A 20,183-nucleotide genomic window follows, 5' to 3' on the forward strand; every position below is an offset into this window, starting at 1 on the left:
ATCACTCAAGAAGGAAAAGCGGATCAAGTGCGATGGATCACAAATGATTTTTCAATGGGGGTCTGGTGAACGGTTACATATTTTGTGACATGATTGAGGCGCCTATAAACAGGCTAAATAGCATCCACTTGATGGTTTTATGCGAAGCCCCTCCAGATACTGCGCCGAGTGTCTTGTTCGCAAAAACATCAAGTAACCCACTGCGGCCAAGGGCTACCGCGAACGCACCAATCATCACATAGGTCATCCCCACTTGGGCACCTGCGGCTAGATTGTCATTGATGGCACCAATTGCTTCATTGGTCGTCATGCCACTGTTGATAGCTCCCACCATGGCTGAGGCAATTAGTGCAATCGCTACAGGCATACGCAGCAAACACATGGCAATCATAAGCCCAATGGCAAGGATCACTGAGTTGACGGGGAGCAGGCCGGGTTGGATGAGGGCAATGGCACTGATCACAAACGTAATGGCAATGGCCACTCGCGGATAAAAGCTGTTGGGGTTGGGTTAAGCCCAACGATGACGTATCGGTAGCCATGGAATATCCTTTTCGGTTGGCATGAAATCAAATTAGCGGAATGAGTTTGTCGAAAGCCATCCTGGCTTTAGGGGAACGCATATTAAGCGAATGAAATACCTAAAATGCATAATCCATGAAGACATAAGGGTTATTTCTAACGATTTATGCATGAATGTCAAGGTGTTGAAGGGGAGAGAGGCAATTTAGTAATTATTTATTCACTGTCTTCTTCGTCTCTGATGGTTTTTCCCCAAACAACCGTTTGTAACTCTTGGCAAACTGCCCCAAATGATAAAACCCAAAGCTAAAAGCGATCTCATAGACCGCCCGTGTATCGGTGGCATCTTGTAATACTCTTCTTACTTGGTTAAGTCTCTGCCTTTGTATAAATTGCTGGGGAGCCATACCGCAGCATGCCTCAAAACTATATTGCAAGGTTCGACGACTAACATGGACGGCTTCACACAGTTCGCTGATGGTTATGGGGTTACTGGTGTCGATGTTTTCTAGATATTGTTTGATTTGGCCCATGATTTTCTGGCGGCGGTAAGGCGACTCAAGGTGCGTGTTCGTATTCGGTTTGAGCGTCAGCTGTTCGGCGACAAAATCCTTAAGGAGGGCCTCGTGGGTATGACTGGACCATCGAGTCGGCTTGGGCGCCAACAAAAGGGCAAGGTAGTTTTTAAGCTGTATTGCTTGTTCTTGAGACTCAACTTGGCACAACTTATCGATGTCACCAAGGCCAAATTCAACCTGCTCGCTGATTGATTCCAGCAGGTGTTGATCGAGAACCATGCCATAAATTGAAAAGGCATCGGGTGTGATGAGTTCAAAATCAACACCGCCAGAGCGTAATAACATGTGGTTAGCACTTACTTTGGCGTGATTTAGATGCAGCGATTTTTGCTGCGCGCTTATTCCGAGCCACAATCCTCCTACTTCCACACGGCACGCTTGCTTAAGTGCCCGGTTGCTGTCCTCACGAAACACATGAATGTGAGAAAATCGCCTTTCAATAATTTGCCCCATATAACGACCATTACTCAACTGGTCATATTCTTGCTGCCAGTTGGTAAGGTTCGCAGCTTGCTGGTTTGCATCACTTGAGGGCTGAATGCACAAATCCGGTGCAAGAGAGTGCGTGACTTCATTCAACTTAGTTCTCCCTAACTTCAAATTGTTGAACCAATTTAGAGCGATAACTCTATAACCTTTTGTTTATTTGAGCTTTTTTGATATTGCCAACTTTAGATAACACGTTGGAACGTATTTCGCAGCCATAGAGTCAGTATCTAATTGAAATAACGCAAGAACTGAACCAAGTTGTAGAGGAAGAGTGATGACAGTAGCGTATCGTTGGCAGCAAGGTAACCGTGTATATACCTTCAACTCCTTGGCGGATTTATTGGCCAAAGCAACACCCGAGCGTTCAGGAGACGCGTTGGCTGGCGTTTGCGCAGAGTCGGCTGCAGAGCGAGTGGTTGCGCAAATGACGTTGGCTGATTTGCCGCTTAAAACCTTTCTTAATGAGGCCGTAATCCCCTACGAGAAAGATGAAGTAACCCGGCTAATTATTGACACTCACGACTCCGGTGCCTTTAAACCAATCGAACACCTGACTGTGGGGGATTTTCGGAACTGGCTTCTGAGTGAACAAGCAGACGCATACACGTTAAAGCAGATCAGCGCGGGGTTAACCCCTGAAATGGTGGCTGCGGTGAGCAAGATCATGCGTAATCAAGATCTTATCTTGGTGGCTAAAAAGTGCAGCGTCGTGACGGCATTTCGAAACACCATTGGTTTACCCAGCCGCCTGTCGACACGTTTGCAACCTAACCATCCAACAGATTCACTCAATGGCATTGCTGCCACCATATTTGATGGGCTGATGTATGGTAACGGGGATGCGGTTATCGGGATTAATCCTGCTACCGACAATGTGCCTCAAGCCATTAAGCTGATGAAGTTAATGGATGAGGTGATACAACATTATCAAATTCCCACTCAATCCTGTGTTTTAACGCATGTCACCAATACGATAGAAGCGATTGAAATGGGTGCGCCCGTCGATTTGGTCTTTCAGTCCATCGGCGGAACGCAGGGCACTAACGATACATTCGGCATCGACCTCGCTGTGCTTAAAGAAGCGCAGCAAGCGGCCCAGTCACTCAACCGCGGAACCGTGGGGAATAACGTGATGTATTTTGAAACAGGGCAAGGAACAGCGTTGTCTGCCGATGCCTTTCATGGCGTCGATCAGCAGACTTGTGAGGCTCGGGCTTATGCAGTTGCCCGGCATTTTGATCCCCTGTTGGTGAATACCGTGGTCGGCTTTATCGGACCCGAATATTTATTTGACGGAAAACAGATTATCCGCGCCGGATTGGAAGACCATTTTTGCGGGAAATTGCTGGGGCTGCCGATGGGGTGTGATATTTGTTATACCAACCACGCCTATGCCGATCAGAATGATATGGACAATTTGCTGACGTTACTCGGCGTGGCCGAATGTTCGTTCATTATGGGGATCCCTGGCTCTGACGACATCATGCTTAACTATCAAACCACCTCTTTCCATGATGCCTTGTATGCGAGAAAAGCCCTTGGCTTGAAACCAGCACCTGAATTTGAAAAATGGCTGATGGACATGCAAATCTTTCATGATATCAATGATGTTCGCTTGAACGACCATCCCGCTGGTTCTTTTGCTGGCGCAATTGCACAACTAAATTGAGGGAAATGTCATGGGTAAAGTGATTGCTTTAGCAGAAAAACAGTTTCCAACAGAAGTCGTTCAGAATCCTTGGTGCCAGCTTCGGGCATTTACCTCTGCCCGCATCGCATTGGGCAGAAGCGGAAATAGCATTCCCACCAAAGAACTTCTTTCTTTTCAGCTCGATCATGCACAAGCGATGGATGCCGTGCACTGCGCACTGGATACCGATTTGTTGGTCAGCCAACTCGTGGAGATTCCATCGCTCCTCGAATCAACATTAGCCTCCCCGGTTGTGGTCGAGAGTAAAGTTACCGATCGGTTGATGTATTTGCAGCGCCCAGATTTAGGTCGTCAATTGAATGATGTGTCATGGCTGGCGTTGGAAAACCTCTCCTCAAAACATCATGATACACCTGATTTGGCCATTGTTATTGCCGATGGCCTCTCCTCCACCGCAATTCAAAGTCACGCGGTAGAAGTTGTAAGCCGTTTGTTTTCAATGTTGGGTAACGACAGGGAGCATGAGTGGGACTTGTCGCCAATCAGTGTCGTCAAGCAAGGGCGGGTAGCTGTCGCCGATGATATTTCACAATGCTTCAACGCCAAAATGGCCTTGATCTTAATTGGTGAACGCCCCGGACTGACGTCGCCTGACAGTATGGGAATGTACCTGACATGGGGGGCCAGACGGGGCGCAAAAGATTCCCACCGCAATTGTATTTCTAATGTACGCCCAGGCGGATTGAGCTATGACGATGCCTGCAACCGCGCACTGTATTTGCTTAAAGAAGCGCGTAAGTTGCAGCTTTCAGGCGTCAACCTCAAAGATCGCTCCAATATCGACGAAGAAACTCAAGCCCAGGTCGATGATAAGCACAATGACAACTTTTTAATCTCACAACCGTAGAAGGATCTACTATGTCTAAACATCATGAATACCTGTCAAAAAGGCAGTTGAAAAGAGGCACCGCAGGTTGGGTTTTACTGGCTGGATTAGGTGTTTCCTACGTGATTTCCGGCGACTTTGCTGGTTGGAACTTTGGCATTGCCCAAGCGGGCTGGGCTGGTTTCTTGCTAGCTGCGGTCGCGATGGCGGTGATGTATTTTACCTTGGTGCTCTCATTGGCCGAAATGTCAGCTGCTATTCCAGCGGCGGGGGGCGGTTACAGTTTTGCTCGCCAAGCAATGGGTCCAACGGGAGGCTTTATAACGGGGTTAGCGGTATTGATTGAGTACGCACTGGCACCAGCCGCCATCGTTATCTTTATTGGCTCCGCGGTAAATGAACTGATTGGTATTGATGGCCCTCTTGTTTACGCACTTTTTTATGCTGCCTTTATCGCCATTCACTTAGCCGGTGTTGGTGAAGCTCTCAAGGTGATGATGGTCATTAGCGGCCTTGCCGTTTTAGCGATTCTGATGACAGCAGGCGTGCTCGTCGGACATTTTGATACCACTAACCTCTTCGACATTGCACCAGCAACGGCGCAAGCCACCGAAATGCTGCCTTTTGGCTGGTATGGCGTATGGGCTGCACTACCATTTGCGATGTGGCTCTTTTTAGCGGTTGAGGGCGTCCCACTTGCAGCCGAAGAAGCGAAAAACCCAGCAAAAGATGTACCTAAAGGTATCATTGGCGCGATGTTATTCTTGTTAGTGACCGCAACATTAGTGGTGTTCTTACTTGCCGGTGCGGTAGGGTCTGAAGCGATTGGTGCTAGCGCGGTGCCATTAGTGGATGCTCTAAAACTGACTGGAAACCCAATGATTGCAACGATGGTGAATGTGTTGGGGTTAGCTGGGTTAATCGCATCTTTCTTCTCCATTATTTATGGTTATAGCCGCTTGGTCTTTGCGCTTTCCCGTGCGGGGTATTTGCCGCAAAGTCTATCTTTAACCAGCAAGAAGAAAGTGCCTTCACGTGCATTGATTGTCCCTGGTGTCTTTGGCTTCGTGGTTTCATTGACGGGGGAAGGGGACTTAATTTTGGCGATGGCGGTCGTCGGTGCCACAGTATCGTACGCGCTGATGTCACTGAGTCACATTATGCTGCGAATTAAACAACCAGAGTTAGAGCGACCATATAAGACTCCCGGTGGCATGTTTACGTCAGGTATTTCATTAGTCCTGTCTCTTATTGCGATGACTGGAGTGTATGCATTTGACCCATCTGCCTTTTTCATGACGATGGGACTCTTTTTGATTGGTGGCGTGTATTACGGTCTGTATAGCCGTAATAAGCTGGTAGCAAGCAGCGCGGAAGAAGAGTTTGCGATGTTGTCACTTGCAGAGCAAGATCTCAACGCGAATACAAACTAATCCTTTAGCAAGATGATAAGAACCAGAGTAACCGTTTATACGTTACTTTGGTTCTTCGTTTTAAATGGAACAACGGGTCGCAGGTATGAATAGTATGCCTTTCTATAAAAAAGGCCTAACGAAAAGTTAGGCCTATGATTTAAAGAAAGTAATTAAGCTGTTAACCACTCTGATTCGTCAAGAGGGCGGTCAACAATACGGACCTCACTTATGTAGCCGATGAGTGGGCTAGAAATACGGCCATCCCAATGAGAAGCACCAATCGTCCAGTTAAAGCCATTCACAATCGCAAGACCATCTAGGTTGCAATTTGTCTGGTTACGCATAGTAAGGGCGCCATCGACAAACATTTCAGTGATCATGTAACCCGTTGACTCCTCAAGACGGTTAACCACGGCAATGTGGTGCCAACTGTCGGTGCCAAGATCCCACGACCATGAACGGTGAATGTTGCCGCTATCATGTGACAAACTTTCAAATTGCATTTCACGCAGCGTTGAAGTCGCAAGAACCATAGCTGCATCTTCACCATTACCGTTAATTTCCAACTCTTCTGCTGCTTGTGTACGAGATATTTGATGACACAGAATCCCCCCCCAACCAGCTTGATTGGAGTTCCAACCATTTGGTAGTTTAATGAAGGTTTCAATGGTGAAACCGTCACCTTTAAAATCAGAATCGCTTAAGGTAACCCCTGATGTTTCTAAGTATACGCCTTCATCTGTTCGCTTATCACCAAGGAATAACATCGAGCCTGATGCAAATCCTTGGCCCGGGTTATCGTCCGTCATATCGAAGTAGCGGGAGTTAGATCCTATATTTCCAGAGAATCCTTTCATTACCAGATGGTTTCCTAGTCCACTAAGGTCTTGAAAAAGAATTTCCTCAGCTGCACTTTCACGAACAATCATACGATCTTTATCAAGAATCCAATGTGCTCGAGTACCTTCAATCCCACCCGGCCCAGCGTTGATGTTATTTGAGTTGTTTAGATCATTAAAACGCTCTTTGAAATTCATTGGGAAGTCGAAGTGGTTTATGGCATCCGTCAAATTCAATTGGTCTTGTGGGTCAATCGGCATACCAGCGGCCATCTTTTCCATAACGTATGGAGAGAAAGAACGCATAACCATTTTATTGTTTTTATAATCAAAGCCGACTGTACGCAACAGGCCGTTTCCACCCCAGAACATTGCCTGATAATCGACAACAGCCATTAATACCTCACGGCCGAACTTGTTGTACGCGACTAAGCTTGATGCACCGTGATGGTGCCCATTCAACGTAAGGAAAATCTGGTCGTTGTTGTAAATTAGATCAGTAAAGAATTCAACACCTTGGTTTGTTACCAGTGGACTTTCACCATCACCTGCAATGTTAATCAACTGGTGAGTTGAAAGGATGGTTGGAATAGTTGCATGTCGGTCAAGAACTTCTTGTGCCCAAGCGATACTTTGTTCGGAAGGGCGCCAGTCCATCGCAAGTGACAAGAACTCTTGGCCATTTGGTGCTTGGAAGATATGGTAACTGTTAAAGCCAGTTGGGCAACGGCCCATGAAAGTAGGGTCTTGCTGCATACGGCTTTCTGGGAACCAAGTGAAGTATGGTTCCTCAGCTAAATTACGTTCGGTATCTTTATTTTGGTTGAGCAGATCATGGTTGCCACAAAGAATCGAATACGGAGTGTTCCCTGTTTCTAGGAGAGACATTGCATAATCAGCCGCAACCCATTCTTCTGTAATACGGCGATCCTCAACAATATCGCCTAAGTGGATTGTAAATGGTATTTTTTCATTCTCCCAGTTCTCAGCAATCCACCTTGTTTGAGCATTGTAGCGCTCAGGACTGTTCTCTGAATACTTTTGGGTATCAGGTAAAACGGCAAGTTTAAAATCAACGTTAGTTGAAGAGCCTGAATTATCGCTCGAAGAATCAGAATTGCAACCTGTTAAATACGCCGCAGCCATAGTTGCCGTTGCACCTTTAAGAAAAATACGTCTAGTAATCATATTGTAAACCAAATTATGTAGTGATTTTTATAAATGCTATCTTGATGTTTTAATGCGAATTAAATTTATATAAATGCAATAAAGATAGGTATGGAAACTCATTTTTAATTATGTTTTGTTGCTTTTCATTAAATTAGTAACATGAATGAATTACTTGTTGCTGTAAAACTTGCTAAAAAACAGCCCTAGTTCAAATAACAATATCATAGGTATTGCTAATAATGTTTGAGATATTATATCTGGCGGAGTTAATATCATGCCTATAACAAATACGCCGACAATTACATAAGACCGCTTCTCTCGCAGCTGGCTAGGAGTTATTACGTTAGTCCAACATAGTAAAATGGTAACAACTGGAATTTCAAAAGCTAGACCAAACCCGAGAAATATTTTAAGAACAAAACTTAGGTAACTACTGATATCTGTAGCAATAACCACACCCTCAGGAGAAACACTAGAGAAAAAACTAAATACTAATGGGAACACCAAAAAATAAGCAAACCCTACACCAATATAAAATAAAAGGGCAGAAGCTATAATAAGTGGTATGACTAGTTTTTTTGCTTTTCTATAGAGACCAGGGGCTAATAAAAACCAAACCTGAAATAAAATCGCTGGCATAGAAACAAAAAAAGCGACTATTAAGGTTAATTTCAGTGGTGCAAAGAATGGCGATACAACATCAGTTGCGATCATACTTGCATCATCGGGCAACACTCTGATCAATGGAGATGATACAATTTCATATATATCATTCGAAAAACAAACCAAGCATAAAAAGGTAGTCAAAACAATTATTACAATACGTAATATTCTTACTTTTAGTTCTTGAATCCGTGATAGTATTGGGGATTCATCTACTGTGTTTTTTGGGTTCATACCACTTTACTGCTTTGATCTTTTATAACGTTGGTATTTTTTATCGTTAATCCTTGTGTGCTTTTTTCTATATCAGATATGCACTCTTTGATATCATCAGGTATTTTTTCAAAATTAATTGAATTTATTTTGTCAACACTCTGTTGAAGCTCTTTTATTCTCAACTCTTTGTTTAATTCGTCATTTAAAGAGTTGGCCATTGATTTTAGATTTGAAATGGTGTTTACAACCGTGTCTATTGCTTTAGGTAGTTTTTCAGGACCAAGAACAATCAAGCCTAAAACACCAATAAGAATAATCTCCCAAAAACCAAAATCAAACATCGATCGATTTAACTCTCGCTGTCATGCTGTTTTCTAATGCATCATCTACTTGTTCATCTTTTGTTATTTTAGTGGAGTCTTCGATAATTGTTTCTTTTCTGAAATCACGAATAGCTGTACCTAAATCGCCACCTATTCCACGTAGTTTCTTAGTACCAAATAATAATGCAATGATTAATGCAACAATTGATAGTTGCCATACACTAATTCCCATAACTCACCTCTCGATTAACTGAGCACAGTATATTGAACAATTGTTTAATTAATATTACGGTGGGAATTAAAATTTCATCGCCTAGCTGGTAAATTTAATTATTTTAAGAAACCTCATTTTATTAATTGTTTGTAATATTTACTGCGTGCTTATTGTTTATTTTCTTTGTGTTGTTGTTATCAATATGTGACTAACTCGGTTGAAAATAATAAGGTGAAACCAACCTAACCCCCCGAATTACACCTCTAGCAACATTATTGTATTTCTAATAGGCTGATGAGCATGTAAGCAATTAACGGTGTCAGCTAGAGTGGCATCGTTTGATGAGGGAGGTGATAATCTCGTATATCGTGTTTCTTCCTGCCTGAAAAGTAATAAGCTTTGTATTCCAACGAAAGAGGCCTGCAAAGTGCAGGCCTTTTGGTGATTTGTTAAATGGTTAGTTTGCCAGTGCTTGACGGTTGCGGTGCCAGATGGTCAGTTTGCTATTTTGCTTGAGCTTTGCCATTGCCACATAGGCGACAGGTACCACGCACAGCGAGAAAAAAGTACCGGCAATCAGACCGCCAACGAGCACCAAGCCGATATTTACCCGACCCAGTGAGCCCGGCCCAGAGGCAAATGCCAGCGGTAACGAGCCAAGGATCATCGTTAGTGACGTCATCAGAATAGGCCTCAGGCGAGAGCGGGCACTTTCCAGTACAGCATTCATTGCCGTCGCTCCATGTCGACGTTGTTCGTTGGCGAACTCAACCAGCAAAATACCGTGTTTGGTCACCAAGCCGACCAATGTCAGTAAGCCAATCTTTGAGTAGATATTCAGGCTTTGATCAAACAGTGACAGCGTCAATAGAGCACCAACAATACATAACGGAACTGTCAGCATAATGACCAGTGGATCGATAAAGCTTTCAAACTGTGCTGCCAAAATCAGGTAAACGAAAATTAAGGCCAGTAGGAAAATCAATTGCGTTCCGGCTTGCGAGTCGTCCAGCAATTTTACTGTTCCATTGAAAGCATAACCTTGCGCACTGCTCAATAGGGAAGGCACTTCCAGATCGATATAGGCTTTTATGTCACTGGCTGTGTAGCCCGGCATCAAATCAGCGGCGATTTCTGCACTGTCTTTACCCATATAGGTTTTAAAGCTTGATTCCGCAGTGGTTTGCTTGATTTTGACAAACTGGGACAACGGCAAACTTTGTCCTGATTTTGAACTGACATAAAGTTTATCGAGTACATTGAAGCTACCCAAATCCAGGCGGTTAACCTGCACCTGAATAGGGTAGGTGAACCCGTCATCGGCTTGCAAATCGGCGGCTTTGACCGATCCCATGAACGTAGATAGGGCATCAGTGACGTCGCTGTAGCTCACTCCAGATAAAATAATGGCGTTTCTGTCGATTTCCAGATCATAAGTGAGCTGATCGCGAAGGGTTGAGTTCTTCACATTGGTGACCCCTGGGTATTGCTCAAGCAGGGTGGTGACCTGTTCAGCAGTCATGGCCAAGGCATCGGTATTTCGGTCTACGGTCGTCAGCTCAAGTACCAAGTTCGTCGCAATACCAAGGTTATCGGCAGAGCGGACGGCAAATGACATATCATAGGCTGAGACGGTTCGGTTAGCTTTCTCATTGAGTGCCGCGACCACCTGATCTGCGGTTTGCTGGCGTTCACCCCACGGTTTGAGCAATACATGGTTGGTTGGTGTCCCTTCAATATATGACAGGTTTGCTTCGATGGCGCGTTGCCCTGCCATCACACTGTTTAGCTCATTATTATGAGACTGGTGATATTGGCGGCCGACGCCAGTTGGAGCGGTTGACGTCACCTCAATAAAGCCGGAGTCCTCGGTTGGCAGTAGAACCTGCGGTATGTTGACAAAGGCGAATCCCGATAGCAGCAGTAGAAGACAGGACAAAGCGGCCATGACCGTTTTACGGTTCATCCACTTAGCAAGTTCAAGGGTATATCTATCGGCCAGACGGTTAAGCTGGTGGTCAATGCGGGCAAACCACTTTGGGTGCTGGCTGATTGGTTTGATTAGGTAGGCACTCATCATCGGCGAGAGGGTAAGGGCAACCATGCCGGAAATGATCACTGCCGCAGCGAGGGTAAAAGCAAATTGACGAAATAGATCGGCGGTTAAACCAGACATCAGGCCAATTGGTAGATAGACAACGGCAAGGGTGAGTGTCATTGCTATAACCGGGAAGACGATTTCCTTGCTGCCTTTCAGTGCTGCATTGAAAGGTGTTTCTCCTTGTTCAATATGTCGATAGCAGTTTTCGACCACCACGATAGCGTCATCAACCACCAGTCCAATGGCTAAAATAATGGCGAGGATGGTTAACACATTGATACTGAAGCCGAGCAATGCCATGACCGAGAACACCCCGATGACACAAACCGGTATGGTAATGATAGGAACAGAGGCGACACGAAAAGAGCCGAGGAACAGCATCACCACGATAGACACCAAGACAACTGCTTCGACCAGCGTCACAAAGCCTTCGTCTATGGCTGACTGGATGAAGTCGGCTTGGTTGTAAACCATCTTCATTTCAATACCATCAGGAAGATTGTCCTGCATCGACTCAATGGCTGCTTTTACGCGCTCGGCGACAACAACCGGGTTTTCGGTTTTCAGCGGTAGGACTTGTAGTGACATGGCTTGGTTGCCATTAACCGTTAGACTACTTGGAGTCAGGCTCTCTTCACCCATGACCACATCAGCAATGTCCTTGACTCGGATTATCTGGCCGCTTTCAACTCGGATCACCAACTCCTGGACATCTTCTAACGAGGTTACCTGGCTGACAGGGTTGATGGAAAAGTCCCGCGCTTCGCCTTTGATGGTGCCAGCTGTGAAGGTACTGTTGTAGGTACTTAAGGTACCGACAACATCAGCAGTCTTGATATTCAGTGCCTTCATTCGTTCAGGTTTCAGCCATACCCTAACGGCTTTGGAAGAGCCTCCGTATGGTCCCCAAACACTACCGACACCTTGGATATGACGAAACTGGGGGACAAGTTGCTGGCTGATGTAGTCATACATTTCCTGCTGTTCAAGCTCCCCTGTATTGACGAAAGTGATGACATTACTGGTGGTACTGGTATCTGACGAGTTGTCCGTTACTGTCGGTTTGTCAGTCATGCTCGGTGGGAAATCGGTAACCGCTTCGACGCTGCTGCGCAGTTTGTTCATCAGGTTAGTGTATTCAACATCATCGACATCGTCGCTGAAGTTGATTTTCAGGGTACAGCTGCCCTCGACACAGTCGGTTGTCATGGTATCGACACTGTCCAGACCGGTCGCTGCATCGATCAGCTTGTCGGCAACATTGCGTGACATAAACTCGGCACTGGCACCGGTGATATTGGCACTGACTGTCGCAGTTGCTGTTTGATGCTCAGGAAAATACTGGATAGACAGTTTCTGGAATGACAAGATCCCCAGTAACACGACAGCAATGCTGAGTACCGACGCAAAAACAGGGTGGCGAATACAAACCTCAGGCAAGCGCATTATCCTGCCTCCTTGTTGTTAGTCTGTTCTGAGCCTGTTTCTATCGATCTTGTTTCTTTAGATATTGGCTGTCCAGAAGGCTGAGATGATAGAATATTGACCGTATTGCCATCATTTAATTTCTGTTGCCCTGTGGTGACAATCTGTTCGCCTTTTTTCAGCCCGCTTTTAATGATGACATAACCATCATTGGTATTGGCGCCTAATTCAACCTGGCGGCGTTGTGGTTTGTTGCCTTCAACAACCCAAAGATAGCGTTGTTCGTTGTTGGCCAAAATGGCGTTTTGTGGCACGACAAGTTGAGGTTTCCCTCTTTGCAGTTGCTGGCTGACGTTGGCAAACATGCCCGGTGCCAGTATCTGCTCTTGGTTGTCTATGGTGGCATGAACTTCAACTCGGCCTGAGTTCTCATCGACAGCAGGCGCAATATAGTTCACTTCACCCGTGAACGACTGGTTGGGAAATGCCGAGACGCTAACCGCCACGGTTTGACCAATCTGAGCAGTACCAAGATCTTCCTGGCTGATGGCATAAGTGACATTAACTGGGTCTAACTTGTAGAGGCTCACCAGTGCCGTTGAGGCATCGATATGGCTGCCAATTGAGTGGCTAAAGATTGTTAGCCTGCCATCAAATGGAGCAACAATGGTGTAGTCTTTGAGGGTTGCTTCTTGCTGACGGAAGTCAGCCGCCGCAAGATTTACCTGTTCTTGAAGCTCATCGACATCTTGCGGCGATAGGGCGTCAGGTTGCTTGGCAAGTAGATCACGGGTTCGTTGGAGTTTGGTTTTTGCCAAATTGAGGGTGCTGCGAGCTTTGTCCAAGTCCGCTTTGGCTTTGGTGCTATCGAGTTCGGCAATGACATCGCCTTTGTTAACGGCATCCCCATCATTGAAGGCGATCTTTTCAATTTTAGCCCCGGCACTGAATGTAAGGTTAGCATTATCAAGTGCGGTGATTTTTCCCACTTCCTCGATTTTTTGCACGATACTTCGGGTGGACACAGGCTCCACGGTAACTGGAATCGGTAAGAGTTCAACATCATTAGCCATCACGAATGTTGGTGTTAGGCAAAGGAGAGTATAGACAATTGTTTTGTAGGTTGAATATCTGTTCATAGGAGAATCTTTTTGCGAAATACAGACGAATTTTACAATTATGTGTCAAGGGACTGTCAGGAAAGTGTAAATTTGTATTGCGAAGCGTAATGGTGTGTATGCTCACTGTCTTTCTTGCAATGTCGAGTGGGGCGGTGATATAGCCCAAAGTGTCTCAATCGTTGCTTAACTCTTCCGAATTGTATTTATCAGCATGATCGTCTTCTCATTTTACCCACAGCAAAACGTGTCTATTAAGTCGGTGGCTGTTCAGAATAAGCTCTTGAGAAATCTTTCTTTGGAAAAGAGGTTTTTTGTCGATAGCGTATAAAACAATGGAGGGTTAAATCGTTGATATTTAAGGCACAATAACAGTGAGAGTTAACGCTGAACTAAACAAAGGCCCCCTGAGAAGGGGGCTTATACAAAAACACTTTCTTTCGACGGTGGATTATTTACTTAATGGAAATATAACCGCCTTCGGCAACAATCTTTTGTGCTTCAGAAGTGAACATCCAATCCAGGAATTTTTGTGTGCGTGTATTTGGCGTACCTTTGTAAAGTACTTGGAACGGACGTGCGACTTTGTAAGAGCCATTCTTTACGTTCTCAACAGTAGCAGCGGTGCCATTAACTTGTACTGGTGTTACTGATGAATCAACACTACCTAATGAGATGTAGCTGATTGCAAATGGGTTTTGAGCAGCCATTGTTTTAGAGTGACCATTGCCATTTGTAACTTGTGCATGCTGAGTAATCGCTGTTACTTTTATGCCATTTAATTCCTTAGTCAGCATCATGATTTCTTCAAATGCTCCACGTGTGCCTGATGCTGTATCGCGAGTAACCGGTACTATAGGTTTATCAGCGCCACCAACTTCTTTCCAGTTTTTTATTTCGCCTGCATAGATATCATGGATTTGCTGTGCAGTTAGCGATTTAACGCTGTTTGATGGGTTAACAACAACCGCAATACCATCACGTGCAATTACTTTATTGTGCAAATCGGATTCTTCTTCAGAAGAGGCAAGTTCACGAGAAGCCATACCAATGTCTGCAGATTGGTTTTTTGCAGCACGAATCCCTGCGGATGAGCCAGGTCCTTGCACTTCGATAAATACTTCAGGATGTGTTTTTTGGTAAGTCTCACCAAATACTTCCATAAGTGGCATTACGGAGCTAGAACCAACTACAGATATGTTGTCTTGTGCGAATGCAGAATTGGTGAATGCTACGACAGTTAGAGCTGCAACTAAAAAAGTATTTTTCATTTCAATCATCCATTAAGTGTAATTAAATATTTCTTGTGGGGGATGTTACCTACACTTATATTTCAAAATGATGTCAGTGAAATCGAGTTGAAGTTTATATTGATCTTAATCAAAATAGCAAGGGTAAAGTTTGGTACTAACTTATAATCAAGGCTTATTTTTAAAACCTTATTTTTTATTATGATGATAAAAATTAAATATCAATAATTGAATATCCACTAACTCTCTGAGTTGTTTTGCAAATTGTACAGCGTGACATAGCTGATGCCTTTTACTTTCGGTGCTAATAGATTTTGAAAAAAGTCTAAGCATAAATGTCGAGAGAGGGGGCAGCCTGTGGTACCGTTTGCGAGCCACTGAAGGCTCTATATCGAACTAACGAGGTAATAACACTATTCATAAAAACGCCCCTGTAATGACAGGGGTGAGTTACAACCAGAAAAGAGCGGAAAGGGCATAGATGCCGCAATAAAATTTTTCTTCATAGTTATTGTATTTTTTGTCGTTCAGAGCTAATTGAGTGATATAGGTTAAATAAACTTTCTGCTTCCATTTTTTGGTTTAAGATTTTTATGATCATTCTCTAATTAATGTCTAGGACATGATTGAAATTTTAATATGGTGATGAGAAGTGATCGTTTGCTTGCTTGAAATTTAAACGCAAAAGCGTTTTCTTGGATGGGCGTACAAGCGAAAGCGGAGTAGCCCTACGTATTAGGTAAGAACAATTTCGAGAGTCAGGAGTCGTCGTACAAATAGTAATTATTATTTCGATTTGTGATTTGCACAAAGTAAATTGGCGGCTATTCAGTGAACGTTTATACGGTAATATGTACGTAGCCCTGCACATTAAGAGCCCCTTGAGCTAAGAAGCTTTTATCTAAAGTGAGAATCTTTCGATCGCGAGAACGTCGGTTTGCGATAAACACCACCTCACAATTGATAAAAGTAACAATGACAATTGACTCAAAGTATTCCAGAGCGAGGGTTTTTATTTTGGTGTTACTTTCTGAGTCGAGAATATATGAAGGAGTGATATTCTTCTACATTTTCCACTTTATGCGTCATCTCCTATCAAATTATTGCTGGTTCAAATAGTTATGACGTGTACGAAATTCCCTCCCCCCGGACTCGTTTTGCTAACGAGCATATATGTTCGCTATTAATTCTACATAACAGGTTGACCTTTTGTTATTTAGCTAACCGAGCAAAGATTAACGGTTTCCATTACGTAAACGCGACAGGCGGCTTTGTTCTTTAACGTCATATTTACCGGATAGAAAATCTTTGAGGTAGTGATAGTTCAATAGGTGGCCAGTACCTTTCTTTACATAGATTCTCCCATTCGTGTTACTTATACCATTGAGCACACCAATCATTGCGACGTAATCTTCGTCATTAGCAAAATGCTCTGTGAAAGGGGGCGAAAAGTGCACTTCACCTTGCTCAAACGAAGGATAGTCATCGTGTGCTGAGGCAAACGTATATATCTCAAGATGGTTGAGTAATGGGTCTCTTGGGTGTTCTTGAAGCAATCTTCCTACCACGTTGGAGATAATGATCCCGCCTTGGGAGTGAACAAGGATCACTATTTTATCGGACTGGTTACTGTTAACCGGGGTATACGCCAACTGGGTTTTGAGGTCTTGTAACTCTCCCCAAAGAAGATCCTTCGTAGTTCGAGCGATGTTCGTATACTGGTCTAGATCCCTTCCTTTAATCGCTTCGGCCAAATCTGCGATCATGCCATTAGTAGGATTGTGGAGAGGCGTGATGGGACGCCCGAAAACCTTACTGAGCATACGAGAATTAATGATGGCCATGTCAGTACTAGTACAAATTCCGTTGATGAAAAACCATTTTTCGTTAGGTGTTGGATTTGTGGGATGCATGGATTGAGTCGGTAATCGTTTTATGGTGTTTTCTTTTTTAAGGGGAGTGAGATCAAATGGGATTTTTTCGAGTGTCTTGATGTAGCTTTCAGTGCTGTCGTAATACTTCCGGTTTAGTTCGCTGTCTTCACCCTTAAAGGTTTCGAGTGGGTTGTCGCCCAGTACCTTTGGCAGTGCGTCGATGTCTTTTAGGCCGATAAATATTGTTGTAATGAGCTTTTTGATCCGTAAGGTATCGAAGAAGTTATCTATAGTGGATTCAATCTTTTCTAGGCCCTTCCACCAAAAGTAGGTGGCGACTTTGCTTGCTAAACCCGAGGAGCTAATATCTTTTTCAATATCTTCCATGGTCGTTCTCCTTCCAGTAGTGAGTACGCAATATGATAAGCATCTGCGCTCACATAAATAATGATATGGTAGCTTCTGTTGTTGGTCAAAAAAATAAGCAGTTATGGCCGTTCAAAATATGAAAAACATAATAAAGCAAAGAAGGGACGTCATCCTAACGTGGGTTGATAATGCCAGAACCTGGTTTTCTATATACCAACAAACGAAAAGCGTTCGTCTCATTGAGTACTATTGTTGCCTCAATGAGAGATATTTTGTATTTTAAGTTTATGAATTTATTGAGCTGGTAGACATACTGACGGTGAATTTTCGATAGAAAGTGAACCAGCATCGGATATTCCAATTTTGCGGTTTAAATTTGCATCTTTCTGGGATAGATCTACCAGTGGCACGTTATGTTGCCTGTGTTTGGAACTTAAGTATTTAGCTTGGCAGAGAAGGAATTTTAATGACGGAATCTATCAACGTAGATGTTGTTGTACTCGGTGGTGGACCTGGTGGGTATACAGCCGCTTTTAGAGCGGCCGATCTTGGATTGTCAGTATGTCTTGTTGAAAAACGTGACACACTGGGTGGCGTTTGTGTCAATGTAGGCTGCATTCCTTCAAAGACCCTGCTTCATGCCGCATCGCTCATTGAGCATGCCAAACATGGAGCGAGTATGGGTATTTCGTTTACTGAGCCTAATATCGATATTGACGCATTACGAGCCCATAAAGAGGGAACAATTTCCAACCTTACCCAAGGTATCGCCAATTTAAGTAAAGCGAGAAAAGTTGTTCGCGTGCAAGGAGCAGGGCTATTTATTGGCGAGCATACACTTTCGGTGAAAGGCGATGTTGAGCAACATGTAAACTTCAAGCACGCCATTATTGCGACGGGCTCCCATTCAGTTAAATTACCGATAGCGCCAGATGACTCAAGAGTATGGGATTCGACTGACGCACTGTCTTTGCAATGTGTTCCAGAGACGATGCTGATCGTTGGTGGCGGGATCATCGGATTAGAAATGGCGCAGGTATACTCGGCGCTAGGCACGGAGATAACGATTGTCGAGGCACAAGAGCAAATTATCCCTGCCGCCGATAAAGACATCGTCCAACCGCTTGTGAAAGCGACCAAAAAGACGTACCAACTGCTGACGAAAACCAAAGTGGCCAATATGGAGGCGCAGCCTGAAGGCATTGCTGTTTCCTTTGAAGGTAAGAAAGCCCCAGAGCATGCTGTTTTTGATGCGGTATTAGTTGCCGTTGGTCGTCGCCCGAATACAACCGGTATTGGCTTGGAAGACATCGGTGTTGCCGTCAATGAGCAAGGGCTTGTTGAAGTTAATGACCGCATGCAAACCTCAGTACCTCATATTTTCGCGATTGGCGATATTGTTAAGGGGCCAATGCTCGCACATAAGGCGACCCACGAAGGTAAGGTTGCCTCGGAAGTGATTGCCGGATTGGATGCAACATTTCATCCTGCTGCAATCCCATCGGTTGCTTACACCAGCCCTGAAGTCGCTTGGGTCGGTTTAACCGAGAAAGAAGCCAAGCAGCAGGGTATTGATTACAGCACGGGTAAAGTACCGTGGCTTGTCAGTGGCCGTGCACAAAGTGTTGGCGCAACCAATGGCGTTACTAAAGCGCTGTTTGATAAAGAATCTGGTGCGCTACTTGGGGCCGGTATTTGCGGTGAGAATGCGGGGGAACTTATTCACGAAGCGGCTGCAGCCCTTGAACTGGGCGGTACGGCTAAAGACATCGCCCATACCGTGCATGCACACCCAACATTGGCCGAAACCTTTGCCTTTGCGGCAGAAGTCGTTGAAGGGTCGATGACGGATATGCTGCCTAGTAGAAGACGCTAGGGTTATATTCATTATTCTTTTATTTACTGTTACCCCATCGAGCTAGGCAAACCGTCTGGCTCGATGTCTTTCTAATGGCTTCTATTTTCATAATTACTGAATGCCCAGAAGACACTGGCTTACGTTTAATCGCTAATAATTCCGCCAACTTATACCTCACCTGTCACAGTCTTTAAAATTTACTTTTTGAGCATTGATGAACAATTTTTTATGCCAACTATTGCATCACTCGATAAGAAATTTTCGTCATGTTACCTTGCCCACAAAATGAACCATATGTTTCATAATCGAATTGAAAAGATTTTTTCATTCCCATATTATTTTGAAAAATATTTACGAACCTATATAACGATTACAAGCATTGGGAAGGCCGCCATGTCAAAACTGCTCTCAAAATACCATGCCCCTGATCAGCATGGTAATACCCAAACAATTACCCCAGAAAGTGCGCAATGGGGTTATGTTGGATTTAAAGCGTTTGAACTTGAATGCGGCCAAAGTTTAGAGTTACCAGCCAGCGATGATGAAGTGTGTTTAGTGCTGGTGGGCGGTTTTGCCACGGTTACGACTCAATCTGAAACGTTCGAAAACATCGGTGACCGAATGGGGCCGTTTGAGCGCAAGAAACCTTATGCTGTCTACGTTGCCAAAGGTGAGGCGATTACCGTTGTGGCCAATACCCAGCTAGAACTTGCAGTGTGTACCGCGCCAGGGCATGGTAATTATCCAACCCGTTTGATCGAACCAGATGATATTGATGCTGAACAGCGCGGTGTCGGGAATAATAAGCGTTATGTCCATAATATTCTGCCTGACTACAAAGAAGCTGATAGTTTGCTGGTCGTAGAAGTGTATACCGATGAAGGTTGCACCAGCTCGTATCCAAGCCATAAACATGATCAAGATGCAGAGCCCAATGAAACCTATCTCGAAGAAACTTATTATCACCGTTTGAACCCTTCACAAGGGTTCTGCATGCAGCGTGTTTATACCGATGATCGTTCATTGGACGAGTGCATGGCGGTTTACGATAAAGACGTCGTTCAAGCCCCTAAGGGTTATCATCCGGTGGCAACTATTGCAGGCTACGACAGCTATTACCTCAATGTAATGGCAGGGCCTACGCGTAAATGGTTGTTTACTTGGGAAGATGACCATCAATGGATAAATGAAGAAAAATATGAAAGAAAACATCAATAATTAA

Annotated in this window: 15 protein-coding genes; 5 read left to right on the forward strand and 10 right to left on the reverse strand. The window is 44.4% G+C overall.

Features of this window, described 5'->3' with window-relative positions:
* Window positions 1-73 precede the first annotated feature (73 nt).
* Both NHN17_RS17420 and NHN17_RS17425 read right to left on the reverse strand, forming a co-directional pair.
* On the reverse strand, window positions 74-484 hold the full coding sequence (locus tag NHN17_RS17420) for a transporter permease (protein ID WP_255043931.1): 411 nt from the start codon (window positions 482-484) through the stop codon (window positions 74-76).
* Between the two features lie 250 nt (window positions 485-734).
* On the reverse strand, window positions 735-1,679 hold the full coding sequence (locus tag NHN17_RS17425; protein ID WP_255043932.1) for a helix-turn-helix domain-containing protein: 945 nt from the start codon (window positions 1,677-1,679) through the stop codon (window positions 735-737).
* A gap of 184 nt (window positions 1,680-1,863) precedes the next feature.
* Here NHN17_RS17425 and NHN17_RS17430 point away from each other — a divergent pair, with 184 nt between their 5' ends.
* From NHN17_RS17430 to eat, 3 genes are read left to right on the forward strand one after another with little or no spacing between them, the layout of a single operon-like run.
* Entirely contained in the window at window positions 1,864-3,258 is a 1,395-nt protein-coding gene (locus NHN17_RS17430) for an ethanolamine ammonia-lyase subunit EutB (protein WP_255043934.1), read from the forward strand.
* Between the two features lie 10 nt (window positions 3,259-3,268).
* The gene (gene eutC / locus NHN17_RS17435; RefSeq protein ID WP_255043935.1) at window positions 3,269-4,147 is read left to right on the forward strand and encodes an ethanolamine ammonia-lyase subunit EutC; all 879 of its coding nucleotides are present in this window, start codon (window positions 3,269-3,271) and stop codon (window positions 4,145-4,147) included.
* Between the two features lie 11 nt (window positions 4,148-4,158).
* Window positions 4,159-5,559, forward strand: coding sequence for an ethanolamine permease (gene eat, locus NHN17_RS17440; protein WP_255043936.1), 1,401 nt, complete (start codon window positions 4,159-4,161; stop codon window positions 5,557-5,559).
* Window positions 5,560-5,711: 152 nt separating this feature from the next.
* On the opposite strand, the gene NHN17_RS17445 is transcribed toward eat, so the two are convergent.
* The 8 genes from NHN17_RS17445 to NHN17_RS17480 form a co-directional block, all read right to left on the reverse strand.
* A complete protein-coding gene (locus tag NHN17_RS17445) occupies window positions 5,712-7,568 on the reverse strand; it encodes a LamG-like jellyroll fold domain-containing protein (protein ID WP_255043937.1) in 1,857 nt (618 codons plus the stop codon).
* Between the two features lie 150 nt (window positions 7,569-7,718).
* Complete coding sequence (gene tatC, locus NHN17_RS17450; protein ID WP_255043938.1) at window positions 7,719-8,447, reverse strand: twin-arginine translocase subunit TatC; 729 nt, start codon at window positions 8,445-8,447, stop codon at window positions 7,719-7,721.
* Window positions 8,444-8,770: a Sec-independent protein translocase protein TatB gene (gene tatB / locus NHN17_RS17455; RefSeq protein ID WP_255043939.1), complete on the reverse strand. Its 327-nt coding sequence runs from the start codon at window positions 8,768-8,770 to the stop codon at window positions 8,444-8,446. Before tatB ends, tatC begins: the two co-directional genes overlap by 4 nt.
* Window positions 8,763-8,984 carry a twin-arginine translocase TatA/TatE family subunit gene (gene tatA, locus NHN17_RS25980; RefSeq protein WP_309243488.1) on the reverse strand — a complete coding sequence of 74 codons (222 nt, stop codon included), beginning with the start codon at window positions 8,982-8,984 and terminating at the stop codon, window positions 8,763-8,765. Before tatA ends, tatB begins: the two co-directional genes overlap by 8 nt.
* A gap of 439 nt (window positions 8,985-9,423) precedes the next feature.
* Window positions 9,424-12,513, reverse strand: a complete 3,090-nt coding sequence (locus tag NHN17_RS17465) for an efflux RND transporter permease subunit (protein WP_255043940.1) — start codon at window positions 12,511-12,513, stop codon at window positions 9,424-9,426.
* The gene (locus NHN17_RS17470; protein WP_255043941.1) at window positions 12,513-13,631 is read right to left on the reverse strand and encodes an efflux RND transporter periplasmic adaptor subunit; all 1,119 of its coding nucleotides are present in this window, start codon (window positions 13,629-13,631) and stop codon (window positions 12,513-12,515) included. The genes NHN17_RS17465 and NHN17_RS17470 overlap by 1 nt, the downstream gene beginning before the upstream one ends.
* Window positions 13,632-14,065: 434 nt before the next feature.
* Window positions 14,066-14,881, reverse strand: coding sequence for a phosphate ABC transporter substrate-binding protein (locus tag NHN17_RS17475; RefSeq protein ID WP_255043942.1), 816 nt, complete (start codon window positions 14,879-14,881; stop codon window positions 14,066-14,068).
* 1,214 nt (window positions 14,882-16,095) lie between these two features.
* Window positions 16,096-17,121, reverse strand: coding sequence for a hypothetical protein (locus NHN17_RS17480; protein ID WP_255043943.1), 1,026 nt, complete (start codon window positions 17,119-17,121; stop codon window positions 16,096-16,098).
* A 448-nt stretch (window positions 17,122-17,569) separates the two neighbouring features.
* Here NHN17_RS17480 and lpdA point away from each other — a divergent pair, with 448 nt between their 5' ends.
* Both lpdA and iolB read left to right on the forward strand, forming a co-directional pair.
* Complete coding sequence (gene lpdA, locus NHN17_RS17485) at window positions 17,570-18,979, forward strand: dihydrolipoyl dehydrogenase (protein WP_255043944.1); 1,410 nt, start codon at window positions 17,570-17,572, stop codon at window positions 18,977-18,979.
* A 375-nt stretch (window positions 18,980-19,354) separates the two neighbouring features.
* Window positions 19,355-20,179, forward strand: coding sequence for a 5-deoxy-glucuronate isomerase (iolB, locus tag NHN17_RS17490; protein WP_255043945.1), 825 nt, complete (start codon window positions 19,355-19,357; stop codon window positions 20,177-20,179).
* Window positions 20,180-20,183: the final 4 nt, after the last annotated feature.

The organism is Photobacterium pectinilyticum (assembly GCF_024357955.1).
In the GTDB taxonomy this organism is placed as follows: Bacteria; Pseudomonadota; Gammaproteobacteria; order Enterobacterales; family Vibrionaceae; genus Photobacterium; species Photobacterium pectinilyticum.